This is a genomic window from Sinorhizobium sp. 22678 (assembly GCF_052044265.1).
In the GTDB taxonomy this organism is placed as follows: Bacteria; Pseudomonadota; Alphaproteobacteria; order Rhizobiales; family Rhizobiaceae; genus Sinorhizobium; species Sinorhizobium meliloti_A.
In genome coordinates, this window is record NZ_JBQEMS010000006.1 from 39,129 (window position 1) to 63,461 (window position 24,333).

Genomic DNA, 24,333 nt, shown 5'->3' on the forward strand with positions numbered 1-24,333 from the left:
TCAGAAGAAGGCCTGCAGCCCGGTCTGGGCGCGGCCGAGGATCAGCGCATGCACGTCGTGCGTGCCCTCATAGGTGTTGACGGTCTCGAGGTTCATCATGTGGCGCATGACCTGATATTCCTCGGAAATGCCGTTGCCGCCATGCATGTCGCGGGCCATGCGCGCAATATCGAGTGCCTTGCCGCAATTGTTGCGCTTGACGATCGAGATCATCTCCGGGGCCATGCGGCCCTCGTCCATCAGCCGTCCGACCCTGAGCGAGCCCTGCAGCCCGAGCGCGATCTCGGTCTGCATGTCGGCGAGCTTCTTCTGGAAAAGCTGGGTCTGGGCGAGCGGTCGGTTGAACTGCTTGCGGTCGAGACCGTACTGACGGGCCGCATGCCAGCAGAATTCGGCCGCGCCGAGCGCCCCCCAGGAAATTCCGTAGCGAGCACGGTTGAGGCAGCCGAATGGTCCCTTCAGCCCCTCGACATTCGGCAGCAGCGCGTCGTCTGCGACCTCGACATTGTCGAGGACGATTTCGCCGGTGATCGAGGCGCGCAGCGAGAGCTTGCCTGCGATCTTCGGTGCGGAAAGGCCTTTCGCGCCTTTTTCCAGCACGAAGCCCCGGATGGCATTGTCATGCGCTTCCGACTTCGCCCAGACGACGAAGACATCGGCGAGCGGCGCATTGGAGATCCACATCTTGGAGCCGACGAGACGGTAGCCGCCTTCGGTCTTGATCGCCCGGGTCTTCATGCCCGCCGGATCGGAGCCGGCGTCCGGCTCGGTCAGCCCGAAGCAGCCGATCCACTCACCGCTGATAAGCTTCGGAAGGAACTTCCGCTTCTGCTCTTCCGAGCCGTAGGCGAAAATCGGATAGATGACGAGCGACGATTGCACGCTCATCATCGAGCGATAGCCGGAATCGACGCGCTCCACCTCGCGTGCGACGAGACCGTAGGCGACGTAGGACGCGCCGACACCGCCATAGGTGTCGGGAACGGTCACGCCGAGCAGGCCGAGGTCGCCCATCTCGCGGAAGATCGCCGGGTCCGTCGTCTCCTCGCGGTAAGCTTCGATCACGCGCGGCTGCAGCTTTTCCTGGGCATAGGCGCGCGCCGTATCGCGGATCATCCGCTCGTCTTCGCTCAGTTGATCTTCGAGGAGGAACGGATCGTCCCACTGGAATTGGCTTTTGCCGGCCATCTCTATCTCCCGTCGCATTGTCGCGCCTGTGTTATGACAAGCCGGGTCAAGGCTTTCAAACGAAATTGAGACACTGGCTCATGCGCCTGCTGCATGATTCATCTGATCGGCCCCGTGGCGATTGGCCTTGTGCAAGCGACCATTCTTCTGAATATGCATAAAGTACATCATCGCTCCGCCGGCCACCATGACCAACAACCGCCTTGAACGTTTCGCCCACAATCTCGATTGGAACCTGTTGCGCACCTTCGTCGTGGTCGTCGAGGAAGGCAGCATCACGGCGGCCGCAAACCGGCTGCTCCTGCAGCAGCCCGCCGTCAGCATGGCCCTCAAACGGCTCGAGCAGACCATCGGGCAGAAACTGATCGACCGTCGCCCGGGGCGTTTCGATCTGACGGAAGCAGGTGAGAAACTGCACCTCCAGTGCCGCGATATCTTCGCGGCCGTCATTCGCCTGCCCCATGTTCTGGAAACGGCGGGCGAGGAGATCACCGGTCATCTCAACATCCATGCGGTGAGCCACGCCCACAATCCCGCCTGGGACCGGAAACTCGGCAGCTTCTTTCGCATGCATCCGAAGGTGACGATATCGATGACCGTGGCAACGACCGTCGACGTGTTGAGCGCCGTCGAACGCAACATTGCGACGATGGGCCTCTGCGACGGCATCATACCGGAGGGCTTGAACAAGAGCTTCCACATACGCGAGCGCTACGCGCTCTACTGCGGCCGCGGCCACCGGCTTTTCGGCGTCGAGGGCGTTGATTTCCACGATCTGCGCGGCGATCCTTACATCGCCTTCATAGCCGATGTACTCGGCGGTCAGCACATGAATTCCGTGACCGCAGTCCGCGCCGTAGGCTCCTTCGGCCAGCAGGTTCGGGGCGTCTCCTGCAATGTCGAGGAGGTCATGCGGCTGATCGCCGCCGATGTCGGCATCGGCATGCTGCCCGATCATATCGCCCGCGAGGCCGTCGCGGCGGGTGATTTGTGGCAGTTGCCCCCCTATCGCGACCTGCCGACGACCGACGTGTTCCGCATTTCCAATCCGAATTCCATCCTCAATCCGGCCGAAGCCGCCTTCCTCGCCCACGTCGCCGACACCGAAGCGCTGGATCATTGCGACCATCAGCAGGATTGATAGCGACATTTACCACTATAAATTTGAGCGGCACCCGCACCGTCCCTATTCTCCGCCGTCAAGTTGCGGGAGCGGTACATGCCAGACTACGACGTTGTGATTATCGGGGGCGGGATCGCCGGCTTGTCGCTCGCCTATTTCCTGAGCCCGCATCGTTCGGTCGCCGTCCTGGAACGGGAGGAGGCGCTCGGCTATCACAGCACCGGCCGCTCGGCCGCCGAGTTCGTGCTCAGATACAACGCGCCGGAAATCTGCAAACTTGCGACGATATCGAAGGCCTTTTTCGATCGGCCGCCGGAAGGCTTCAGCGACGTGCCGCTGTTAAGGCAACGCGGCGGCGTGATGATCGCGGGTGCCGGGAAACTCGACCGATTTGAAAAGCTGCTCGCCGAAGAACGCGAATTCACGCCTGAAATCGAACGGCTCACGAAAGACGAGGCGCTTGCCCGCGTTCCGATCCTCAAGCCCGACTATGTCGCAGCCGCCTTCCACGACCCGAATTTCTGGGACATCGAGGTTGAGAACCTGCTCCAGGGCTACGTCAAGGGCGCCCGCCGCAACGGCTGCGACATCCTCGAGCGCCATGAAATCCTCACCGCTCGGCATCATGGATCGGGCTGGCTGCTGGGCACGGCGGCCGGTGAGATCGGAGCCAGGATCGTCGTCAACGCGGCCGGTGCCTGGGCGGACCCGGTTGCTGCGGTCTTCGGCGTAAGGCCGAGCGGCATCGTCCCGCATCGGCGCACCGCCATCACCGTTGACCTTCCGGCAGGCATCGATGCAGCAAAGCTTCCTGAAATCAACGAGATAGATGAAGATTTTTACATGAAGCCCGAGGGAGGGAGGCTGCTCGCCTCGCCCGCCGACGCGACGCCGTGCGAAGCATCGGACGTTCAGCCGGAGGAGATCGACGTCGCCTGGGCCGCACACTACGTCGAAGAGGCGACGACGGTCCCGGTAAGAAGAATCTTCAAGAGCTGGGCGGGTCTGCGCAGCTTTTCCCCTGACCGGCTGCCGGTCATCGGTTTTGCGCCAGGCTGCCCGGATTTCTTCTGGCTGGCCGCCCAGGGAGGCTATGGAATTCTCACCTCGCCTGCGCTGGGCGCTCTGGCGGCTGCCCTTCTGAGCGACACCGCACCGCCCGCAGCCTTCCGGGCCGAGGAGCTCGATCCCCGACAGTTCGACCCGCGTCGCCTGCCGAGCTGAAGCAATTTTGCGAGCCTGGCCGCAATCGCGACAAATTCCAAAACCACAGGCCACAACTCCATTTATCGTCGTCGAACAGCCGTCACGCGACTGAGGAGCCGTTCCTGACATCGATCAGGCTGCCCACGTTCGCATCGTTCGCGAAGTGCCGATCCTTTCGGTGTTCAAGCTCTCAACGAAATCACCCCGGAAAGGCGCGTAGCGAGGAGGGTTCCTGCTGTGCAACGGCCACAAAAGATCTGCGTCTGCGCGCGCAATGTTGAACTCCGTTAAATCCGAGCTCTTAGGCGGCGCCATGGGCGAAGCTCCGGGGGCGATCAGCCGCTGATCGGACAATGGAAACGTGTGGCAGTTCAATTTTCGATTGACAGCCACCGCTTATCCAATATTCTTTTATAAGAACACATATAACATAATAGTGGAACAAGGGGAACTTCAACGTGAGAAAAGTGACTGCACTTCTGCTGGGAACTGCACTGACAATCCTTCCTTCCGGCCTTTTCGCTCAAGAAAAGGGCGGCATTGTCAATGTCGCCACGATCGGTGAGCCGCCGACGCTTGATCCGATGTCATCGACGGCCGATCTCGTCGGTATCGTTACGCAGCATATTTTCGAGACCCTCTACACATTCGACAAGAACTGGAACGTCACGCCGCTTCTGGCCGATAGCCTGCCGGACATCAGCGCCGACGGTAAAACCTACACAATCAAGCTGCGTACCGGCATCAAATTCCACGATGATACGGACATGACATCCGAGGATGTTGTCGCCTCTCTTGCCCGCTGGGAAAAGATTGCCTCGCGGGGCAAGCAGGCAGCAGGCTTCATTGCTTCCATCGAAGCTGCCGATCCGGCAACGGTGAAGATCACCCTGACGCAGCCCTACGCGCCGCTGGCGTCCCTGCTCGCCTTCAACAATTCGGCAGCCATCATCATCCCGTCGGAAAAGCAGGATGACGTGATGAAGGACTTCATCGGTACAGGTCCCTACATGCTCAAGGAGCGCAAGGCCGACCAATATATCCAGCTGACCCGTTTCGAGGGCTACAAGTCCCGGGCCGGCGAGAGCGATGGCTACGGCGGCGCGCGACACCAGTATCTCGACGAAATCCGCTTTGTCCCCGTTCCTGATCCCAACACGCGCGTCGAAGCGGCAGTATCCGGCCAGTATGACTATGTGGATTCCATCCCGGTCGAATCTTTCGACAAGGTCAAGGCTTCGGCCTCGACGCAGCCGATCATGCTCAAGCCATTCGGCTATCCGGTTTTTGTCTTCAATACGGCCGAGGGGCTGAACAAGGACGTCGCCGTGCGCAAGGCCATCCGCCAGGCGCTCAGCATGGAAGACATGATGGCTGCGGCCTTCGGCAGCCCGGACTTCTTTTCCCTCGATGGCGCGATCTACCCGGAGGCCTATTCCTGGCATACCGAAGCGGGCACTGACGGAGCCTACAATGTGGCGGACCCGGAAGGCGCGGCGGCAGCGCTGAAGTCCGCCGGTTACAATGGCGAGCCACTGCGGATTCTCACCAGCCGCCAATATGAATTTCATTACAAGATGGCCCAGGTCGCGGCGGAATATCTCAAGCTTGCCGGCTTTACCGTCGATATGCAGGTGGTCGACTGGGCAACGCTGACGCAGCGCCGGGCCGATCCCAAGCTTTGGGACGTCTATATCACCCACAGCCCGTTCCTGCCGGAGCCGGCTCTGATCGGCTCGCTTTCGACCAGTTCGCCGGGCTGGTGGAACACCCCCGCCCGCAAGGCAGCCGTGGATGCATTCACTTCTGAGGTCGATCCAAACAGGCGTGTTGCGCTCTTCGCCGATGTCCAAAAGGCGATCTATGACGACGCGGCCTTCATGAAGATCGGTAATTTCAACGCGGTGGCTGCCAAGTCGACAAAACTGGAAGGCGTCGATCCGGCCCCTTGGCCATTTTTCTGGAACGCGTCGATTACGAAATGATCATTCCTCGGTCGGAGACATCGGCTCGCTCGAGCCGGTGTCCTTTGCAGACCTGCGCGCTCTCCGGAGCATGAGGATCAGGCTTTCATGATACGGTATATTCTCCAGCGCCTCTTCGGCATGATCGTCGTGATGTTCCTTGTCGTCACGATCGTCTTCGTGATCGTACGGGTGACGCCCGGCGATCCGGCAGCGGTCATGCTCGGGCCGGACGCCAGCGCCCAGGATATCGCGGAGCTGCGCATGCGGCTGGGCCTCGACCGTTCGCTGGGCGTTCAATACATCTATTATATGGGGCAACTGCTGAAGGGCGATCTCGGCCAATCGATCTTCCTCAACATGCCGGTCGCATCGGCCCTGCTCGAGCGGGCCGAGCCGACCTTTTTCCTTACGTTGTTCTCGCTCCTCATCGCCAGCGCCATCGCCTTGCCGATCGGGATCTATGCGGCCTATCGGCGTGGTTCGCTCTTCGACCAGGCAGCAACAGCGCTGGCGATGCTGGCTGCCAGCATTCCGAGCTTCTGGCTTGGCCTGATCATGATGCAGGTCTTTGCCGTCCGTCTCGATCTGTTCCCCGTGTCGGGCTACGGCGGACCGGGATCGACGTTTGCTGAGCGGATGTATCATCTGACGCTGCCGGCGTTTGCGCTCGGCATCGTCTCCTCGGCGCTGGTCCTGCGCTTCACCCGCGCCTCGATGCTCGATGTGCTCGGAGATGACTATATCCGGACTGCCCGCGCCAAGGGTCTGATCGAGCGGCGTGTCATCCTCAAGCATGCGTTGAAGAATGCGCTGGTTCCGATCCTCACGGTGATCGGCCTGACTGCGGCGGTTCTCGTCTCAGGCGCCGTCGTGACCGAGACCGTGTTCGGCCTGCCCGGCGTCGGCAACCTGGTGGTATCCGCCGTGCTCAGGCGCGATTATCCGGTCATCCAGGGGGCGTTGCTGGTCATTGCCGCACTCTATGTCCTGATCAATTTTGCCATCGACATGCTCTACCTGCTGGTCGATCCGAGGGTGCGTTACTGATGACAGCAATCGTCTCGAAACCGGCGCTCAGTGAGCGCAACAAATTCATCCGGCGCCTGCTGAAGCGCAAGACCGTGGCCTTCGGACTGATCGTTCTGACGATCTTCGTGCTGCTTGCCATCTTTGCCCCGCTGATCGCGCCTTATGCGCCGTCAAAACTGTCCATCGTCAACCGGTTGAAACCGCCGGGCGGCACGTTCATCTTCGGTACCGATGAGTTCGGCCGCGACGTGTTTTCGCGGACCATCTATTCGGCGCGGCTGTCATTATTGGTCGGCGCCGCCGTCGTGACATTGTCCGCGATCATCGGTGTGACGCTCGGGCTGATCGCCGGATTCTTCAAGCAATTCGATGCGCCGATCGCCCGGCTGATCGACGCGATGATGGCCTTTCCGGACATTCTTCTTGCCATCGCGCTTGTGGCCGCGCTGGGGCCATCGCTGACCACCGTCATCATCGCCCTCAGCATCGTCTACGCGCCGCGCCTGGCGCGTATCGTCCGTGCGTCGACCCTGGTGATCCGCGAGCTTCCCTATATCGAGGCCGCCCGGGCGCTTGGCATTTCGACGCGCCACATCATTACGCGGCATGTGCTGCGCAACCTGCTGTCGCCGATCCTCGTGCAGGGGACATTTCTCTTTGCCAGCGCCATGCTGGCCGAAGCGGGACTTTCGTTTCTCGGGCTTGGCGTCAGCCCGGAAATCCCGACCTGGGGCACGATGATCTCCGCCGGGCGGCAATATATCGGCCAAGCCGACTGGATGACGCTGTTTCCTGGCTTCGCCATCATTCTCTCCGTGCTGTCGCTGCAGATGGTCGGCGACGGATTGCGCGATCTTCTCGATCCAAGGCTTCGAAAGGACTTATGAAACATGTCTTATCGATATGAGGCGAAGGGGCCTGTGCTCCTCGCCAATGTCAAACCCATTGCCTTCGGCGCCAGCACACCAAACGGCCCGATCGATATCCTGATCAATGCTGACGGCCGCATCGCCGAAGTCGGCCCGTCGCTTGCCGTATCCACTGAGGTGCAGCGCATCGATGGCAACGGCGCGTGGATCTCGCCCGGCTGGATCGATCTGCACGTGCACATCTGGCACGGCGGCACGGATATTTCCCTGCGCCCGTCCGAATGCGGCGCGGAGCGTGGCGTCACGACCCTGGTGGATGCCGGCTCTGCCGGCGAAGCCAATTTCCATGGTTTTCGCGAATATATCATCGAGCCGTCACGCGAGCGTATCAAGGCTTTCATCAATCTCGGCTCCATCGGTCTTGTCGCCTGCAACCGTGTGCCGGAACTCAGAAGCATTCAGGACATCAATCTCGACCGCATTCTTGAGGTCTACGCCGAAAACAGCGAGCATATTGTCGGCATCAAGGTCCGAGCGAGCCACGTCATCACCGGATCCTGGGGCGTGACGCCGGTCAAGCTCGGAAAGAAAATCGCCAAGATCCTCAAGATACCGATGATGGTGCATGTCGGTGAACCTCCGGCGCTCTATGACGAAGTGCTGGAAATCCTCGGCCCAGGCGACATCGTCACCCATTGCTTCAACGGCAAGGCCGGCTCGAGCATCATGGAAGACGAGGATCTGTTCGATCTCGCCGAGCGATGTGCCGGCGACGGTATCCGGCTGGATATCGGCCATGGCGGGGCGTCCTTCTCGTTCAAGGTTGCCGAGGCGGCAATCAAGCGGGGTCTTCTGCCATTCTCTATCTCGACCGATCTGCACGACCACTCGATGAACTTCCCGGTCTGGGATCTGGCGACGACCATGTCAAAACTGCTGGTGGTCGGCATGCCGTTCGACAAGGTCGTGGAGGCAGTTACTCAGGCGCCGGCGTCCGTTATCAAGCTGCCGATGGAAAACCGCCTCGCCGTTGGCGAGCGGGCCGACTTCACCGTTTTCGATCTGGTCGATGCCGATATCGAGGCGACCGATTCGAATGGTGACGTCTCGGTGCTCACCCGCATTTTCGAACCGCGCTACGCCATCATCGGCGCGGAAGCTGTGTCAGCCAGCCGCTATATCCCGCGCGCGCGAAAACTCGTGCGTCACAGCCACGGCTATTCATACCGTTAAGCCGGGGCCACTCTCATTTTTACAGGACACAGGAGTTCGCGTGAACAGTTCCACGGCAACCGCCGCCGACAGGACGGGTTCGCCTGCCGAGCGGCTGACGTCGCTCGGCATCGTGTTGCCGCCCCCCCCGCCGCCGATAGCCAATTTCGTGACGCATGTGCGCGAAGGCAATCTGATCTATCTTTCCGGCCAGGGCCCGCGTGAGGCCGATGGTTTCATGCATACCGGCAAGGTGGGATCGGGCGGCGTCGATGTCGCCGATGCCTATAGCCACGCGCGACTGACAGGCATCAACCTGCTGGCCGTCCTGCAGGAGGCACTGGGAGACCTTTCTCGGGTACGGCGCGTCGTCAAGCTGCTCGGCATGGTCAATGCGACACCAGACTTCGAGGATCATCCCGGCGTCATCAATGGGTGCTCGGATCTTTTTGTCGAGGTCTTCGGCGATGCCGGGCAGCATGCCCGGTCCGCCGTCGGCTTCGGGTCGTTGCCCGGCAATATCACCGTCGAGATCGAAGCGATCGTCGCCCTGCACGGTTAAGAAAAAGCATGTCAGTGACCGCGCCAGCCCATCAGTTTTTCGATCCTGTCCGCGGAAGCGCGCGCATGCGAAGTGTAATGCGTTTCGTCGGAAAAGGCCTTCTGCTCCGGCAGAACGATCGAGATGGTCGCGACGCACCGGCCATCGCGGTCGCAGATCGGCGACGCGATGCAGGCAACGGCATAGTCGGATTCGCCCGCCTGAATGGAAAGTCGCGCCTTCATCGCATCCACGGCCGCGGCAGACAGCTTGGCCGGATCGACATCGGCGCGTCCGGTCGGCGAGGAGCGGGCGCATCGCCTGAAGAGCTCGAGCCGTTCATCGTCCGGCAGATGACCCACCAGAAGCCGGCCGGACGCGGTCCAGTTCAGCGGCACACGGGTTCCAACGCGCGAGGCGACCTGGAAATGGCTTGGACCTTCCGCCATCGCAAGCACAAGCATATGGTCGCCGTCACGGCCACAAAGCTGGACGGTTTCACCGACCTGGCGACAGAGATCGTGCATTTCATGGGTGGCGACACTCATGAAATCCAGCGAGCGGGCATAGGCAAGACCGAAGTGGTAAAGCCGCGCTCCAAGCCAGATCAAGCCATCGGCACCGCGCGTCAAAAGGTTCTTTTCCACCAGATCATCGACGATCACGTAGACCGTGGAAAGCGGCGCGCCAATTGCCTTGGCAATAGCATAGGCACTACAGGGCGCGCCGGTCTCGTAGAGGTGATCAAGAACCTGCAGGGCCCGGTCTATGCCGCTGACCCGAGAGCGTTTTCCGCTTTTCACGCTGTCCTCATCGATCACGGAAATGGGGTGGATTTTGGCGTTCAAGACACGAACTCACATGATGATTTTGGACTGTTATTACATTGTAATGGCATAGCTGTCGATGATCGGAAGGCAATCCCCTCCGTTTTCGGCCGCAATAATTTCGGAGAGCACAATGCCCAGTGAAGACATTCGCACATCCCTCGGACTGCGTCCGGTCATCAATGTTTCAGGCACGATGACAAGCCTGGGGGCATCGATCGTGGTTCCGGAAGCGATTGCCGCTATGACATCCATCCTGCCGCAATTCGTCGAGATGAATGACCTGCAGCGAAAAGCAAGTGCCGTGATCGCGCGGCTGACCGGCGGCGAAGCCGGTTTCGTGACGGCATCGTGCGCGGCAGGCATCACCCTTGCCATTGCCGGAACGATCACCGGCAGCGATCTGCTCGCCATCGAGAAACTGCCCGGCGTCAGCACAGAAAAAAATGAGGTCCTTGTGCAGATGGGCCATATCGTCAGTTACGGCGCGCCGGTCGATCAGTCCATTCGTCTGGCGGGCGCCAAGACCGTGATGATCGGGCAGGCGACCTCGACCCATCGGCACCACATGGAGAACGCGATCACGGAAAAGACGGCTGCGGCCCTTTACGTCGTCTCGCATCACGTCGTCGACTACGGCCTGCTGAAGCTGACGGAATTCGTGGAAATCGCCCGCGCGAAATCAGTGCCCGTCATCGTTGATGCGGCATCGGAATACGATCTGCGTAGCTTTCTCGAGCAGGGAGCGGACATCGTGCTTTATTCCGGTCACAAATTTCTGGGCGGCCCGACTTCCGGCATCGTGGCTGGCAGGAAGGACCTCGTGCGCAACGCCTTCCTTCAGAATATGGGGATTGGGCGGGGCATGAAAGTCGGCAAGGAGAGCGTCTTCGGCCTCATGGCGGCCCTGGAAGCCTGGGAAAAGCGCGATCATGACGGTATCCGCGCCCGCGAGACCAGCTATCTCCATCTCTGGCGCGACACGCTGGAGAACCGACCAGGCATCACAGCGCTGATCGAGCCCGATCCGACCGGCAATCCACTCGACAGGCTGCGGGTGATCGTGAGCGCGCACGAAGCCCATATCACGGCGTGGGATCTTGCCGATGCGCTGGCGCGCGGTACGCCGCCTGTCATCGTGCGCGACCACGAGGTCGAGCATCACTATTTCTACCTCGATCCCTGCAACCTGCATCCGGGTCAGGAGACCATCGTTGCCAACCGTCTGGCCGAGGAACTCGACAAGGCCAGCGCCTCGAACGACATCATCGCCACACCGCTGGAAAACCGCAGCAAGCACCGTTTCGATGGCGCACTGCGCTGGCCGGATTGAACCCGACGGCTGAAACCGAAGAAGGATCCCGACATGGCAACCCTCCCCGCCCTACAAACAGAACCCGTGCCGCCGATCCTGTCCGTGGAGAACCTGACGACGTCGTTCATCGTCGACGGGGAGTGGAGGTCCGTTGTGCGGGATATGTCGTTCACGGTGGCCCCTGGCGAGACCGTGGCGATCGTCGGAGAATCCGGCTCCGGCAAGAGCGTCACCTCGCTGTCGATCATGCGACTGCTCCCGGCCGATACCAGCCGTATCGCGGGAAGGGTCGCGCTCGACGGCCGCGATATTCTGCAACTGCCTGAGACCACGATGCGGCAGGTGCGCGGAAACGATGTTGCGATGATCTTTCAGGAGCCTATGACAAGCCTCAATCCGCTCTTCACTATCGGCGACCAGATCTCCGAAGCGCTTCTCTGCCACTCGCAGATGAGCAAGCGGGATGCCAGGGCCGAGACCATCCGGTTGTTGGAAAAGGTGCGCATTCCATCCGCCGCCTCCCGTTTCGATGAATATCCGCACCGGTTTTCGGGTGGTATGCGCCAGCGCGTAATGATTGCCATGGCACTTGCCTCACGACCAAAGCTGCTGATTGCCGACGAGCCGACGACAGCACTTGACGTCACCATCCAGGGACAGATCCTCGATCTCATCAAAACGCTGCAGGAGGAAGAGGGAACCTCCGTGCTCTTCATCACGCACGATATGGGCGTCGTTGCCGAAATTGCCGACCGGACGGTGGTAATGTACCGCGGCGAGCAGGTGGAATCAGGCCCAACGAGCGATATCTTCTTCCGCGCCAAACACCCGTATACGCGTGCGCTTCTGTCCGCCGTTCCTGTCCTTGGCTCGATGGGCGGCAGGGATCGGCCCATGCGCTTTCCTGTCGTCGATACGGCGACCGGGCTCTCCGATATTCCGGTCGAGACGGCAGATACGGTTGCACTCGGGAAACGCCCGGTGCTCGAAGTCAGGAACCTCACTAAGCATTTCGATATCCATTCCGGCCTGTTCAGCCGCTTGAGTGGCCGCGTCCATGCGGTCGAAAACGTTTCCTTCGACCTCCATGCCGGAGAGACTCTATCTCTGGTCGGTGAATCCGGTTGCGGCAAGTCGACGACCGGTCGTGCGATTATGCGCCTGATCGAGCCGCAGGCCGGCTCCGTTCTGGTGGATGGAACCGAGATCTTGACGCTTGATGCAAGCGGAATGCGCGAGATGCGCAAGACCGTCCAGATGATCTTCCAGGATCCCTTCGCGAGCCTCAACCCACGCATGCGGATAGGTGCTGCAATCGCCGAACCCTATCTCGAACACGAGATGGGAACCGCCAAACAGGCACGTGATCTGGTGGCCGATCTCCTGGTCAAGGTCGGACTGACAGCCGACATGGCTTCGCGCTACCCGCATGAGTTTTCCGGAGGCCAGCGTCAGCGCATCTGTATCGCCCGGGCGCTGGCGCTCGATCCGAAGGTGATCGTCGCCGACGAGAGCGTCTCGGCTCTCGACGTTTCGATCAAGGCGCAGGTGATCAATCTGCTGCTGGATTTGCAACAGAGCCTCAATCTTGCTTTCCTCTTCATTTCCCACGATATGGCCGTCGTCGAGCGCGTCAGCCATCGCGTTGCAGTCATGTACCTTGGTGAAATCGTTGAGGTGGGCCCTCGCGCTGCGGTCTTCGGCAATCCGCAGCACGCTTATACGAAGAAACTGATTTCCGCGGTGCCGATCCCCGACCCGGATCGCCGCCGGGGAAAGGGCCAAATCGGCAATGAGGAGATAAAAAGCCCGATCCGTCCGGTCGATTACAAGACTGTACCAATCCAGTACCACGAGGTTTCGCCAGGGCACTTCGTCGCCGCGTGATCTCAACGCGTTGATTGGGCCTCTCCTCGCATCAGGCTGTTTCCCGAGGCTTCGTCTATGACGTGCCCAGCTCGGAGTTCGAATGAGGACCTTTGGTGCACGTCGGAAAGCTACGGCTTCGGCACCGACCATTCCGCACTTCCGCTGCCGTTCGATCCGCGGCTGGAAGCCGACCTGCGCTGCTGGCTGCGGGGGTGACGGGTGTCACCTGTCACGATGACTTCGGCCGGTGCGTTCGAGGTTGATGAACCGCACCTGTGCACTGTTACAGAACCTACACGAAACTGACACTGCGCCTTCATGTAGCGCGGATATGGCAGGGTCATACCGATGACCGGTCTCCCCGAAAGAGGAACTGCTGCCCATGTTTCAGTTGAAGAACGTAACCCGCCAGTTCGGCAAGAAGACAGCCGTCAGCTCGGTTACCTTCGACATTCCGCAGGGCCAGATGGTTGGCATTATCGGCCGCTCCGGCGCCGGCAAGTCGACACTCCTGCGCATGATAAACCGTCTGGTGGACCCCTCCTCCGGCTCGATCGAATTCGCGGGCGTACAGGTCTCCTCGATCAAGGGGGCGGCCCTGCGCGAGTGGCAGCGCGACTGCGCCATGATCTTCCAGCAGTTCAATCTGGTGCCTCGCCTCGACGTGCTGACCAATGTTCTCCTCGGGCGGCTCAACCATCGATCCACCGTACTGAGCGTCCTCAACATGTTCAGCCGCGAAGAGCGCATCATGGCGATCGGTGCACTGGAGCGGCTGGGGATCGAACAGACCGCCCTTCAGCCGGCCGGCACGCTCTCGGGTGGGCAGCAGCAGCGCGTCGCAATCGCCCGCGCGCTGATGCAGCAGCCGAAGATGCTGCTCGCCGATGAGCCGATCGCGTCGCTCGACCCGCTCAACGCCAAGATCGTGATGGACGCGATGCGCGACATCAACGAGCGCGACGGCATCACCGTGATCACCAACCTGCATACGCTCGATACCGCGCGGAACTATTGCGAGCGGATTATCGGCATGGCGCATGGACGAGTCGTCTTCGACGGACAGCCGAAGGATCTGACGGCCGCCGCAGTCGCGGCGATCTACGGCGCGGAAACGGCGATCGAAGAGTCGATGACCTCGACCAGCATCAACATCCCCGCGGAAGCACCGCAGGAAACAGCATCGGCCGGCTTGAAGCCGCTGGCACTGGCCGGCCCTTAAGGTCCGCCGCGATCGAATGCCCGCGTCAAGGGCGCCTTTTCGAAACCGAGAAAGACCCGGCGCGTCCGGGAAACGGGAGAACGAACCCAATGCTTAAAAAAGCTCTTCTGAGCGCGGTCGCGCTTTTCGCCCTCGTCGGCCACGCACAGGCCGAAGACCTGAAGGAATTCCGCGTCGGCATCATCGGCGGCGAAAACGAAGCCGACCGCCTGCGCAACTACCAGTGCCTCGTCGATCAGCTCCCGGCAGCCATCGGCGTCGAGAAGGTCTCCCTCTTTCCGGCGGCCGACTATGACGGCGTGATCCAGGGCCTTCTCGGCGGCACGCTCGATTACGCCGAACTCGGCGCCTCCGGCTATGCCAAGATCTATCTCGCCAAGGCTGACGCCGTCGAGCCGATCCTGACGACCGTCCAGACCGACGGCTCCACGGGCTATCATTCGATCATGGTCGCCCGCAAGGACTCCGGCATCACAAAGCTCGAAGACCTGAAGGGCAAGAAGCTCGGCTTCGCCGATCCGGACTCGACCTCGGGCTATCTCGTTCCCCTCGTCACGCTGCCGGAAGTGATCGGCGCGCCGATCAAGGAATATTTCGGTGAAACCGGCTTCGGCGGCGGCCACGAGAACCTCGTGCTTGAAGTCGTTAAGGGCACCTTCGATGCCGGCACGACCTTCGGCTCTGGCGTCGGCGAGTTCAAGGACGGCTACACCTCGGGCAACCTGCGCAAGATGGTCGACAAGGGTATCGTCGACATGAACGATCTCGTCGAACTGTGGAAGTCGCCGCTGATCCCGAACGGCCCGATCGTCGTGCGTACCGCATTGAACGACGACATGAAGGCCAAATTCAAGCAATTCATGATGGATCTGCCGAAGACCGACGCCGCCTGCTTCTCCGCCATCCAGGGCGGCGACTTCACCGGTTTCGTCGAGGTCAATAGCGATTTCTACAAGCCGATCATCGACGCCCGCAAGGCGACGATCGGCGGCTGATCGCCGAACGCGTCATCCTGCGCCGGCCGCCAAGCTGCGGCCGGCGTTCGACTATCGGGCAGCTGCAGCCGCCCGCTCCCGGATCGTCTCGATCAAGCGATCCTACTTTTCGAAACGACGCACTTCCTCTTCCCGGAAGCGCTCTAGAGGCCGGCCCCTGGCCGGAAACCCAATGGCCACTTCCGTGTCAACACGACACCTCAGCGAGAACGGCGCCCTTATCGAGCGTCACTGGCAGGAGCTCAACAATCGCCGGCGTCTCTATACCTGGCTCGGTCTCGCATTTCTCGCGTTGACGCTTGTCGGTTCGCTCTGGTTCGCGAACGAGTCGAACGCGGGCAAGTTCTTCGACCGGCTGCCGCACTTCTTCGATTTCGTCGGCCATCTCATGCCGCGCGATCCGATAGAGATCGTTCGCGCCCTCTTCGATCTGCCTTCGCCCTATGACGACGGCAGCTTCAAATACAATTACCCGGATGGGCGCCTCTACGTGACGGAGAGCTTCTACATCCCGGAATATGTTCACAAGATGCTGGAGACCGTGAACATTGCCATCTTTTCGACTGTTATCGGCGTCTTCTTCGGCTTCATCCTGTGCTTCCTCGCCGCGCGAAATCTGATGCCCAATCCCTGGATCAGGGGCATCGTACGCCGGCTGATGGAAATCCTGCGCGCCTTTCCGGAAGTCGTCATCGCCGGCTTTTTCCTGGCAATCCTTTCGCTTGGGCCTATTCCCGCCATCGCTGCGGTCTCGATCCACACGATCGGCGCGCTCGGCAAGCTGTTCTTCGAAGTGGTCGAGAATGCCGACATGAAACCGGAGGAAGGTCTGCGTGCCGTCGGCGCCAACTGGATCGAGCGGGTCTGGTTCGGCATGGTCCCCCAGGTGCTGCCCAACTTCACCAGCTATTTTCTGCTCCGGCTCGAAATCAACGTGCGCGCCTCGACGATCATCGGTGCCGTCGGCGGAGGCGGCATCGGCGAACTCCTGCGCCTGTCGATCGGCCAGGGCCATGAAGCAAAGACGCTCGCGATCGTCCTCCTGCTCTTCGCCACGATCTTCGCAGTCGATCAGTTCTCCGCCTGGCTTCGCCGCCGCCTCGTCGGCGACCAGGCCTTTCAGCTTGCGCAATAGGACCGCATCATGATTGCCTCGACCAACCTCGACGCGCGCGAAATGGAAGCTATCGCAGCGCGCCATCCGCATCTTCTGCAGTCGTCGGCCGCCAAGCGGCGCAGCAAGGCACTGATAACGGCGGGCGTCGTTCTTTACATGATCTTCAGCTGGTGGTTCTTCTCGATCGGGCACGTGCTCGCCAATGCCAATTGGGGGATTGCCGGTACCTATCTCGCCGACTGGGTATCCTACGAAGTGCGGCCGGAGATCGCCGTCGCGCCCGATGGAACGATGAGCATCTCATACGGACGCAATTCGCCGCTTGGAGACAATCCGAGCCCCGAATGGGTCACGCTCGAAAAGCAAACGGTCACGCGCACCGTTGAAACGTCGACGGCCCCGACGCAGGCCCCGAAGCCGAAGACCGCCTCCTCTTTCAGCTTTATGGCGCCGAACGCGGCGCGCGGCGGCGACACGAACGAGACGCCGCAGAAAGATCTCGCCACGACCCGCACCGAAGAAGTCGTCACGCACGCCGTGGTGAACTTCGATAGCTCGACGCGTATCGACGTCGCCGAAAAGCTGGTCACAGTCACACATTCCGGCGAGACGCTCCTGCTTCAGGTCGACGGCGCCGACAATGTAACGCCGGAGGGACCCCTTCCCTCCTGGGCGCTCCAGAAGCGGCCGGGCGAGAAGGTGACGCTGTCCTTCGGCGCCACCGGCTGGGCCGAGGTGGAGGGCGACGAGGTCTCCATCCGCAACCGCTTCTTCGGCTGGGCGAATTTCCTCTTCGACACCAACTCGCCCTTCTTCGGGAAGTCCTACAGCGACGTCGCCTCCTTGATCGTTTCCGGAGAGCGGATCGATCCGGCGCGCTCAAACCTCTCGCTTGCCTGGAACAACGTCCTCTACAATGCGGAATGGCAGCATCTGGATGTTTGGACCAAGCTCCTGCAGACGATCGTCATGGCTTTCGTCGGAACGCTCTTCGCATCCTTCATCGCCTTCCCGCTTTGCTTCCTCGCGGCGCGCAACATCACGCCGAGCCGCCTCACCAATCAGTTCGTGAAGCGCTTCTTCGACTTCCTGCGGTCGGTCGACATGTTCATCTGGGCGCTGTTCTTCACCCGCGCCTTCGGGCCCGGACCGCTCGCGGGCATCTCGGCGATCTTCTTCACCGACACGGGCACGCTCGGCAAGCTCTACTCCGAAGCCCTCGAGAACATCGACGACAAGCAGCGTGAGGGCGTCAAGTCGGTCGGCGCCGCGCCGGTCGCCGTGCAGCGCTTCGGCGTGCTCCCGCAGGTCCTGCCGGTCTTTGCCAGCCAGGCTCTCTACTTCTGGGAGTCGAACACGCGTTCGGCCACCATTATCGGCGCCGTCGGCGCCGGCGGGATCGGCCTGAAGCTGTGGGAGGCGATGCGCACAAATTCGGATTGGGAAAATGTCGCCTATATGGTGCTGCTGATCTTGATGGTCGTCTTCGTTTTCGACAGCATCTCCAATCTTTGCCGATCGCGTCTCATGGGCCGCACACGCTAACGCGCGTTGAGATTCATTTCGAATTTTTGACGGCTGCTGCGAGATGGATGATGCCGTTGAAGCTCTGGTCGGTCTTGTCGGCGCATGGCGATGCGCTTGAATTCCTTGAGTACCGAGCGTGCGCCCATTGCATGTTTCGATTGGTCGTAGCCGATCAATGGACAAAAACATGCAGCAGATCGTCTCATAAGACGCGCGGCGCTGTAGGAAACGTATCGGAGGACTGCAATCTCTCCTTCTGCCTCATCCCTGTGCTCGTCACAGGGATCCAGCAGCGCCGCGTCTGCGGCGCGGAAAGAGCTCTTTCAGCCCAAGGACTTGGTCTGGCTGGATTCCTGTGACAAGCACAGGAATGAGGAACCGGGGATGATGAGGAAAAGTGTGTGCGGTTTTTCCTCCGCTCATGATTTCAGGTTGATCCGACCTAAAATCATCATGGTCTAGAAACGGACCGGTCGATTCGGATAATGATGACTGATTCCGATCACTGGCGCGGGAGCAGGCGAAGCTGCAAACAAATCCATCCCGCCCCGAACCGATTTGCGTTCTGGGCCGATGTCATCATGATGTTGTCATGCAAATCGGCTAGCTGCGCATTTCATCCCGGAAACCGTCGACTCGGGGCAACTGCGTCGAAGCGACTGATGAAGAAAGTGTGAATTCGTGCGCTATGCAATCTACTTCGCGCCGCCGTCCGATGACCGGCTGTCGCAGACCGCTTCCCGTTGGCTGGGACGCGACGCGTTCACCGGCGGCGCCCTGGACTGCCCGGAAAATCCGGCAGTAGGACGTGAAGAGCAGATGGCATTGACGACCGAGCCCCGCCGTTACGGCTTCCACGGGACCCTGAAAGCACCGTTCGAGCTTACCTCCGGCCGCGGTGAAGCCGACTTGATCGCGGCTTTCGACGAGTTCGCCGCGGAGATCGAGCCGTTCGAAGTGCCGGAGATCGCCTTGCATCAGATCGGCCCCTTCTTCGCGCTCGTCTCGGCCGACCCTTGCCCGCCTCTGCAGCGCCTTGCGGAGCAGGCGGTTCGTCGTTTCGAGCCATTCCGGGCGCCGCTTTCGGAAGCCGATCTCGCCCGCCGCAATCCGGACAGGCTTACGCAGCGTCAGCGCGAGTACCTGGCGGCATGGGGCTACCCATACGTCTTCGAGGAGTTCCAGTTCCATCTGACGCTGACTGGGCCGGTGCCGGAAGACATGCAGCGGCCCATGAGAAAGGCGCTCGAAACGGTCTTCGCCGAATTCATCGGCAAGCCGCTTGCCGTCTCGACGATTGCCCTTTTCGCCGAAGAGCGCCGCGGCGCTCCTTTCACCGTCCATTCCCTGCTGCCGCTTGGCGGCGCATCCGAACGAAAGATTGCATGACATGCCCAAAGAACAGGTTTTGACCAACGCCCGCATCGTTCTGGAGGACCGGATCCTCGACGGTTCGGTGCTGATCCGCGACGGCAGGATCGCCGACATCTCCGAAGGGGCGAGCGCCACGGGCGAGGATTTCGAGGGTGACTACCTGCTGCCCGGGCTCGTCGAACTGCACACCGACCATCTCGAGGCGCACTATTCTCCGCGCCCCGGGGTTCGCTGGCTGAAGATCGCGGCGATCCAGGCTCATGACGCCCAGGTCGTCACCTCCGGCATCACAACTGTCTTCGATTGTCTGCGCCTGGGCTCGGACGAGGACAGCGGCTTTCCGAAGGGCGAGATGCGCAGCATGGCCGATGCGCTCGCCCAGGCCAAGCAGGAGGGCCGTTTGCGGGCCGATCACCTGATCCACCTGCGTTGCGAAGTGTCGACCGCCGACGTGCTGGAGCACTATGAGGATTTCCGGAACGATCCGCAGGTTCGTCTCGTCTCTCTGATGGACCACGCTCCCGGGCAGCGCCAGTTCCAGACCATGGACCAGTACATAATCTACTACAAAGTCAAACGCGGCCTTACCGACGAAGCCTTTGCCGCCTTCATCGACCGCCAGCAAGCACTATCGGCGCGCTATGCGACCCCTCATCGCATCGCGCTCGCGAAAGCCTGCGCCGAGCGGGGGATTACGGTCGCCAGCCATGATGATGCGACGCTCGAGCATGTGGACGAGTCTATCGGCTACGGCATCCGGCTCGCGGAGTTCCCGACGAGCTTCGAGGCGGCCGAAGCCTCCCATCGCGCCGGTCTCAGCGTATTGATGGGGGCGCCCAATATCGTGCGCGGCAAATCGCATTCCGGCAACATCGCCGCGCGCGATCTCGCCGAGCGCGGCGTTCTCGACGTGCTTTCTTCGGATTACGTACCTTTCAGCCTCATCCATGCGCCGTTCATTCTCGCAGATGAGGTCGACTCGATCGACCTCCCCCAGGCCATCGCGATGGTAACGGCGACGCCGGCGCGCACTGTCGGGCTCGAAGATCGCGGCCGGATCGCCGTTGGGCTCCGCGCCGACATCGCGCGCGTCCGCCGGCCGGAGGGAATACCGGTCGTCCGCTCGGTCTGGCGCGAAGGACGGCGTGTCGCATGACCGCCGATCGGGGATCCGGAACGCTCATCGTCGTCGTCGGCCCGAGCGGTGCGGGCAAAGACAGCGTCATGGGCTTTGCCGCCCGCCATTTCGCGCAGCGGCCCGATATTCTCTTCGTCCGGCGGGCGATCACACGCCCCTCGGATGCAGGCGGCGAGGTGCACGAAAGCGTGTCCGACGCCGAATTCGAGGAGATGAGCCGGAGCGGCGCTTTCGCCGTTTCGTGGCAGGCGCATGGCTTGAGCTACGGCATCCCGGCGGAGATCGCCGAAAAGATCGCCAGAGGCATGACCGCGATCGTAAACGGCAGCCGTGCCGCCCTCCCTGCCGTTCGCCAGGCGTTCGGTACGATCGCCGTTGCGGTGATTACCGCCGAGCCGCCGGTGCTGGCGAAGCGGCTGGCGGAGCGCGGCCGCGAGAGCGAGGAAGACGTGCTGCGCCGCCTGACGCGGCAGGCACCCGACGTCATCGCCGATCCCGACGTAACGGTCATCGACAACAGCGGCAGGCTTGATGTGGCCGGCCGGCAATTCGTCGCGCTGGTCGAGCGCCACTCGGCCAAGAGCCATCACCCTGCCTGAAGAAGGGGCGAGCGGTTAGGTAATCCTTTATCGCGCCTCGCCCTGTGCCAGAGCTTCCTCTGCATCCTCGATCTTCTTGACCATGGGCAGGTCCACTGCGGCGGCGATAATGGAATCGAGGAGGCCGGGAAAGCGGGTGTCGAGATCGTCCCGCCGCAGCGTGATCAACCGGCTGGTGCCGGAGACTTCGGTACGCGTGATGCCCGCCTCGCGCAGCTTGGCCAGATGATAGCTGATATTGGTCTTGGAGCCGAAATCCGTGAAGTTCAGGCACATGGTCGGCCGTCCGTCGCGGCGGGCGAGATAGCCCACGATCGCCAGGCGAGTCGGATCGCCGAGGGCCGCGAGGACATTGGACAGAGTGATCTGGTCGGCGGTGGGATGCGGTAGGGTCATTGGATCAACAATTAGCAGTTTCGGCATATTGACACGGCGAGCCACCAAGTTCAATAGTTCAATATCTTTTGAACAAGCGAGGTTTCCCGATGGACAGGCGCATCATCTGGCTCGCCGTTGGCTCTTTCACGATGAGCACGGTCGGCTTCGTCTTTTCCAGCCTTCTGCCGTCGATCGCTGCCGACACGCACACGACCATTCCCCATGCGGGGCACCTGATCACGCTGTTCTCGCTTTCCTATGCCATCGGTGCGCCGCTGCTTTCGGCCCTGGCCGGCGCGGCGGACCGGCGTCGATTGCTGGTGGCTGCAATGCTCGTCTTCGTCGTCGGCAACTGCATCGCGGCGATGAGCGTCTCCTTCACCACGCTGCTGCTCGCCCAGATCGTGATGGGAATGGCAAGCGGACTGTTCGCCGCCACGGCGCAAGCGACGGCGGTTTCACTGGCCGGACCGGAGCACCGCGCATTGGCGATTTCAATCGTGGTGGGCGGCACCACATTCGCGGTGGCGCTCGGCGCGCCCCTCGGCGCGCTGATTGCCGCCTTCTGGGGATGGCGCGGCACGTTCGGGGCGGTCGCGCTGCTCGGGCTCACCTGCGCTGCCGTGCTCTGGCTGCGCCTGCCGCGGGGCCTCAACGGAACGAAGCTGACAATGTCCGAGCGCTTCGGCGCCATCGGCCGTCCGGGCGTGGCCTCGTCGCTCATGGTGACGTTTCTCTATCTTACCGGCGGCTTCATAATCATCTCCTATCTCGCGCCGCTGGCGATCGACGGAGCCGGGCTTTCGCAGTTGGCGCTGCCGGGGCTGCTGCTCGCCTTCGGGGTCGGCGCGGTGATCGGCAATCTCTCCAGCGGCTATCTGGCCGACCGGCTCGGCGCCACGCGCGTGGTGACAGCTTCGCTCATTGCCGCGCTCGCGGTCTCGCTGATGATCGCCCTCGGCCTGCATTTCCTCACGCGCGATCTCGCCGGCCTGCTGCTGATCGGCATAATGGTGCCATGGGGGATCGTAGGATGGGCGTTCCCGCCGGCCCAGGCGAGCCGCATCGTCGGCTTCGCGCCGGAGGTTGCCCATCTGACCCTGTCGCTCAACGCCTCGGCGATCTATCTCGGCATCGCGACCGGCACGGCGATCGGCGGACGGGTGCTCGAGAATACCGCTGCCGCCGATCTCGGCTTCTTCGCGGCGCTCTTTCCGGTGGCTTCGCTCGCCGTCCTTTATGCAGGGCTGAGATCCCATCGGCGGCGCCTGGCGACTGCGGCGGCGGAATAGACGCAACATGGTACGCGGGCCCGCCGCGAAACAGCTTCCCGCTTCCGCATAGTCGCCGACGCAGGCCAGACCTCAGTTCTCTCGATAAGCCCCGGACGGAAGTTTCGGGGCTTTTCTGCGCTTCTCTCCGTGCTTCTGGCCGGCAGCTCCCACCGCGTTATCTCACGGATCATATTTCCCACTTGTCATCGCCGGCATTATGTATATACATTAACAGCGAGGAAAGGGCGGTATAGATGGACGGAAACGACAACCCAAATTCTGCCGGAACCAGTCTCTGGCGCAATGCACGCCTTGCCACACTTCGCGAGGACCTGGGGCCACTCGGGGTCATCGAAAACGGCGTAGTCGCCGTGCGCGGCGAGCGGATCGTCTATGCCGGCCCAGAAGCCGGTCTGCCATCGGAGCTTGCGCGCGCCGACCAGGTCTCTGATTGCGAAGGCCGCTGGGTCACCCCGGCGCTGATCGACTGCCACACGCATATCGTTCATGGCGGCAACCGCGCTCGGGAGTTCCAGCTCCGCCTTGAAGGCGCGACCTATGAGGAGATCGCGCGTGCCGGAGGCGGAATCGCTTCGACCGTCGAGGCAACCAACGCCCTTTCCGTCGACGCACTCGTGGAGGCCGCACTTCCACGGCTCGACGCCCTTCTCGCGGAAGGCGTGTCCACCGTCGAGGTCAAGTCGGGCTATGGCCTCAACGTCGAGGCCGAACTCAAGATGCTGCGCGCCGCCCGCCGGCTGGAAAGCCTGCGCCCGGTGCGCATCGTCACCACCTATCTCGCAGCCCATGCGACCCCGCCGGAGTATCGCGGGCGCAACGGCGACTACATCGCCGAGGTCGTCCTGCCGGGCCTGATTGCGGCTCACGCCGAAGGGCTAGCCGACGCCGTCGACGGCTTCTGCGAAGGCATAGCCTTTTCGCCGGCGGAGATCGCTTCGGTCTTCGATAAGGCGCAGTCGCTCGGCCTGCCCGTGAAGCTTCACGCCGAACAGCTTTCGGATCTCGGCGGCGCGAAGCTCGCTGCTTCCTACGGCGCTCTGTCGGCCGACCACCTCGAATATCTCGACGCTGCGGGAGCCGCCGCCATGGCAAAGGCCGGCACGGTCGCCGTCCTCCTGCCCGGGGCTTTCTACACCCTCCGGGAAAAACAGCTTCCGCCTGTCGAAGCACTCCGAGAAAACGGAACGCGCATCGCCATCGCCACCGATTGCAATCCCGGCACCTCGCCGCTGACCTCGCTGCTCCTCACCTTGAATATGTCAGCGACCCTTTTCCGCCTGACGCTGGAGGAATGCCTCGCTGGCGTTACCCGCGAAGCCGCCCGTGCGCTCGGCATCCTCGGAGAGACCGGCACGATTGAATCCGGCAAGTCTGCGGATCTTGCCATCTGGAACATCGATCAGCCGGCGGAATTGATCTACCGCATCGGTTTCAATCCTCTTCGGGAGCGGATCTTCAAGGGTGAAAGGATTCTCCGATGACCGTTATTCTCAGTCCCGGCTCCGTTTCGCTCAGTGACCTCGAAACGATCTACTGGACCGG

Annotated in this window: 21 protein-coding genes; 18 read left to right on the top strand and 3 right to left on the bottom strand. The window is 61.7% G+C overall.

Annotated elements, in window-relative coordinates:
• Positions 1 to 1,188 carry an acyl-CoA dehydrogenase gene (locus ACTJKL_RS10965; RefSeq protein WP_018098414.1) on the bottom strand — a complete coding sequence of 396 codons (1,188 nt, stop codon included), beginning with the start codon at positions 1,186 to 1,188 and terminating at the stop codon, positions 1 to 3.
• Positions 1,189 to 1,375: 187 nt separating this feature from the next.
• Here ACTJKL_RS10965 and ACTJKL_RS10970 point away from each other — a divergent pair, with 187 nt between their 5' ends.
• The 7 genes from ACTJKL_RS10970 to ACTJKL_RS11000 all read left to right on the top strand — a co-directional run bounded on the left by ACTJKL_RS10970 (position 1,376) and on the right by ACTJKL_RS11000 (position 9,156).
• Positions 1,376 to 2,329: a LysR family transcriptional regulator gene (locus tag ACTJKL_RS10970; RefSeq protein WP_018098412.1), complete on the top strand. Its 954-nt coding sequence runs from the start codon at positions 1,376 to 1,378 to the stop codon at positions 2,327 to 2,329.
• Positions 2,330 to 2,407: 78 nt separating this feature from the next.
• On the top strand, positions 2,408 to 3,535 hold the full coding sequence (locus ACTJKL_RS10975; RefSeq protein ID WP_440852879.1) for an NAD(P)/FAD-dependent oxidoreductase: 1,128 nt from the start codon (positions 2,408 to 2,410) through the stop codon (positions 3,533 to 3,535).
• A gap of 449 nt (positions 3,536 to 3,984) precedes the next feature.
• A complete protein-coding gene (locus tag ACTJKL_RS10980; RefSeq protein ID WP_379939397.1) occupies positions 3,985 to 5,502 on the top strand; it encodes an ABC transporter substrate-binding protein in 1,518 nt (505 codons plus the stop codon).
• Between the two features lie 87 nt (positions 5,503 to 5,589).
• Complete coding sequence (locus tag ACTJKL_RS10985; protein WP_180980792.1) at positions 5,590 to 6,531, top strand: ABC transporter permease; 942 nt, start codon at positions 5,590 to 5,592, stop codon at positions 6,529 to 6,531.
• Positions 6,531 to 7,400 carry an ABC transporter permease gene (locus ACTJKL_RS10990; protein WP_018098408.1) on the top strand — a complete coding sequence of 290 codons (870 nt, stop codon included), beginning with the start codon at positions 6,531 to 6,533 and terminating at the stop codon, positions 7,398 to 7,400. Before ACTJKL_RS10985 ends, ACTJKL_RS10990 begins: the two co-directional genes overlap by 1 nt.
• 3 nt (positions 7,401 to 7,403) lie before the next feature.
• Complete coding sequence (locus ACTJKL_RS10995) at positions 7,404 to 8,615, top strand: amidohydrolase/deacetylase family metallohydrolase (RefSeq protein WP_102762536.1); 1,212 nt, start codon at positions 7,404 to 7,406, stop codon at positions 8,613 to 8,615.
• A gap of 40 nt (positions 8,616 to 8,655) precedes the next feature.
• Positions 8,656 to 9,156 (top strand): RidA family protein, encoded by a 501-nt coding sequence (locus ACTJKL_RS11000; protein ID WP_018098406.1) that lies wholly within the window; start codon positions 8,656 to 8,658, stop codon positions 9,154 to 9,156.
• Positions 9,157 to 9,167: 11 nt separating this feature from the next.
• Here the strand turns inward: ACTJKL_RS11000 and ACTJKL_RS11005 are convergent, their stop codons facing one another.
• Entirely contained in the window at positions 9,168 to 9,983 is an 816-nt protein-coding gene (locus ACTJKL_RS11005; protein ID WP_100670173.1) for an IclR family transcriptional regulator, read from the bottom strand.
• A 112-nt stretch (positions 9,984 to 10,095) separates the two neighbouring features.
• Between ACTJKL_RS11005 and ACTJKL_RS11010 the strand changes: the two genes are divergently transcribed.
• The 9 genes from ACTJKL_RS11010 (at position 10,096) to phnN (ending at position 21,118) form a co-directional block, all read left to right on the top strand.
• Positions 10,096 to 11,295, top strand: coding sequence for an aminotransferase class V-fold PLP-dependent enzyme (locus ACTJKL_RS11010; protein WP_440852880.1), 1,200 nt, complete (start codon positions 10,096 to 10,098; stop codon positions 11,293 to 11,295).
• Between the two features lie 33 nt (positions 11,296 to 11,328).
• The gene (locus ACTJKL_RS11015) at positions 11,329 to 13,164 is read left to right on the top strand and encodes an ABC transporter ATP-binding protein (protein WP_440852881.1); all 1,836 of its coding nucleotides are present in this window, start codon (positions 11,329 to 11,331) and stop codon (positions 13,162 to 13,164) included.
• Positions 13,165 to 13,528: 364 nt separating this feature from the next.
• Complete coding sequence (phnC, locus tag ACTJKL_RS11020; RefSeq protein ID WP_440852882.1) at positions 13,529 to 14,368, top strand: phosphonate ABC transporter ATP-binding protein; 840 nt, start codon at positions 13,529 to 13,531, stop codon at positions 14,366 to 14,368.
• 89 nt (positions 14,369 to 14,457) lie between these two features.
• Positions 14,458 to 15,363 carry a phosphonate ABC transporter substrate-binding protein gene (gene phnD / locus ACTJKL_RS11025; protein WP_440852883.1) on the top strand — a complete coding sequence of 302 codons (906 nt, stop codon included), beginning with the start codon at positions 14,458 to 14,460 and terminating at the stop codon, positions 15,361 to 15,363.
• 172 nt (positions 15,364 to 15,535) lie between these two features.
• A complete protein-coding gene (gene phnE / locus ACTJKL_RS11030; protein WP_440852884.1) occupies positions 15,536 to 16,498 on the top strand; it encodes a phosphonate ABC transporter, permease protein PhnE in 963 nt (320 codons plus the stop codon).
• Between the two features lie 9 nt (positions 16,499 to 16,507).
• The gene (gene phnE / locus ACTJKL_RS11035) at positions 16,508 to 18,025 is read left to right on the top strand and encodes a phosphonate ABC transporter, permease protein PhnE (protein ID WP_440852885.1); all 1,518 of its coding nucleotides are present in this window, start codon (positions 16,508 to 16,510) and stop codon (positions 18,023 to 18,025) included.
• 663 nt (positions 18,026 to 18,688) lie between these two features.
• On the top strand, positions 18,689 to 19,396 hold the full coding sequence (locus ACTJKL_RS11040) for a DUF1045 domain-containing protein (RefSeq protein ID WP_102762528.1): 708 nt from the start codon (positions 18,689 to 18,691) through the stop codon (positions 19,394 to 19,396).
• Position 19,397: 1 nt separating this feature from the next.
• Positions 19,398 to 20,537 (top strand): alpha-D-ribose 1-methylphosphonate 5-triphosphate diphosphatase, encoded by a 1,140-nt coding sequence (locus tag ACTJKL_RS11045; RefSeq protein WP_018098396.1) that lies wholly within the window; start codon positions 19,398 to 19,400, stop codon positions 20,535 to 20,537.
• Positions 20,534 to 21,118, top strand: a complete 585-nt coding sequence (gene phnN / locus ACTJKL_RS11050) for a phosphonate metabolism protein/1,5-bisphosphokinase (PRPP-forming) PhnN (protein WP_440852886.1) — start codon at positions 20,534 to 20,536, stop codon at positions 21,116 to 21,118. The genes ACTJKL_RS11045 and phnN overlap by 4 nt, the downstream gene beginning before the upstream one ends.
• A gap of 27 nt (positions 21,119 to 21,145) precedes the next feature.
• Here phnN and ACTJKL_RS11055 read toward each other — a convergent pair whose 3' ends face one another.
• Positions 21,146 to 21,514 (bottom strand): ArsR/SmtB family transcription factor, encoded by a 369-nt coding sequence (locus ACTJKL_RS11055; RefSeq protein ID WP_018098394.1) that lies wholly within the window; start codon positions 21,512 to 21,514, stop codon positions 21,146 to 21,148.
• Between the two features lie 89 nt (positions 21,515 to 21,603).
• Here ACTJKL_RS11055 and ACTJKL_RS11060 point away from each other — a divergent pair, with 89 nt between their 5' ends.
• Both ACTJKL_RS11060 and hutI read left to right on the top strand, forming a co-directional pair.
• Positions 21,604 to 22,788: an MFS transporter gene (locus tag ACTJKL_RS11060; protein WP_440852887.1), complete on the top strand. Its 1,185-nt coding sequence runs from the start codon at positions 21,604 to 21,606 to the stop codon at positions 22,786 to 22,788.
• Positions 22,789 to 23,024: 236 nt separating this feature from the next.
• Complete coding sequence (hutI, locus tag ACTJKL_RS11065) at positions 23,025 to 24,272, top strand: imidazolonepropionase (protein ID WP_440852888.1); 1,248 nt, start codon at positions 23,025 to 23,027, stop codon at positions 24,270 to 24,272.
• The last annotated feature ends 61 nt before the right edge of the window (positions 24,273 to 24,333 follow it).

Excerpts from the sequence above, each read along its gene's own strand:
- phnD (WP_440852883.1), top strand. The coding sequence starts at position 14,458 with ATGCTTAAAAAAGCTCTTCTGAGCGCGGTCGCGCTTTTCGCCCTCGTC.
- phnE (WP_440852885.1), top strand. The coding sequence starts at position 16,508 with ATGATTGCCTCGACCAACCTCGACGCGCGCGAAATGGAAGCTATCGCA.
- ACTJKL_RS11010 (WP_440852880.1), top strand. The coding sequence starts at position 10,096 with ATGCCCAGTGAAGACATTCGCACATCCCTCGGACTGCGTCCGGTCATC.
- hutI (WP_440852888.1), top strand. The coding sequence starts at position 23,025 with ATGGACGGAAACGACAACCCAAATTCTGCCGGAACCAGTCTCTGGCGC.
- ACTJKL_RS10975 (WP_440852879.1), top strand. The coding sequence starts at position 2,408 with ATGCCAGACTACGACGTTGTGATTATCGGGGGCGGGATCGCCGGCTTG.
- ACTJKL_RS11055 (WP_018098394.1), bottom strand. The coding sequence starts at position 21,514 with ATGACCCTACCGCATCCCACCGCCGACCAGATCACTCTGTCCAATGTC.
- ACTJKL_RS11060 (WP_440852887.1), top strand. The coding sequence starts at position 21,604 with ATGGACAGGCGCATCATCTGGCTCGCCGTTGGCTCTTTCACGATGAGC.
- ACTJKL_RS11015 (WP_440852881.1), top strand. The coding sequence starts at position 11,329 with ATGGCAACCCTCCCCGCCCTACAAACAGAACCCGTGCCGCCGATCCTG.
- ACTJKL_RS10995 (WP_102762536.1), top strand. The coding sequence starts at position 7,404 with ATGTCTTATCGATATGAGGCGAAGGGGCCTGTGCTCCTCGCCAATGTC.
- phnC (WP_440852882.1), top strand. The coding sequence starts at position 13,529 with ATGTTTCAGTTGAAGAACGTAACCCGCCAGTTCGGCAAGAAGACAGCC.
- ACTJKL_RS10965 (WP_018098414.1), bottom strand. The coding sequence starts at position 1,188 with ATGGCCGGCAAAAGCCAATTCCAGTGGGACGATCCGTTCCTCCTCGAA.
- phnN (WP_440852886.1), top strand. The coding sequence starts at position 20,534 with ATGACCGCCGATCGGGGATCCGGAACGCTCATCGTCGTCGTCGGCCCG.
- ACTJKL_RS11045 (WP_018098396.1), top strand. The coding sequence starts at position 19,398 with ATGCCCAAAGAACAGGTTTTGACCAACGCCCGCATCGTTCTGGAGGAC.
- ACTJKL_RS10985 (WP_180980792.1), top strand. The coding sequence starts at position 5,590 with ATGATACGGTATATTCTCCAGCGCCTCTTCGGCATGATCGTCGTGATG.
- ACTJKL_RS10970 (WP_018098412.1), top strand. The coding sequence starts at position 1,376 with ATGACCAACAACCGCCTTGAACGTTTCGCCCACAATCTCGATTGGAAC.
- ACTJKL_RS10990 (WP_018098408.1), top strand. The coding sequence starts at position 6,531 with ATGACAGCAATCGTCTCGAAACCGGCGCTCAGTGAGCGCAACAAATTC.
- phnE (WP_440852884.1), top strand. The coding sequence starts at position 15,536 with ATGGCCACTTCCGTGTCAACACGACACCTCAGCGAGAACGGCGCCCTT.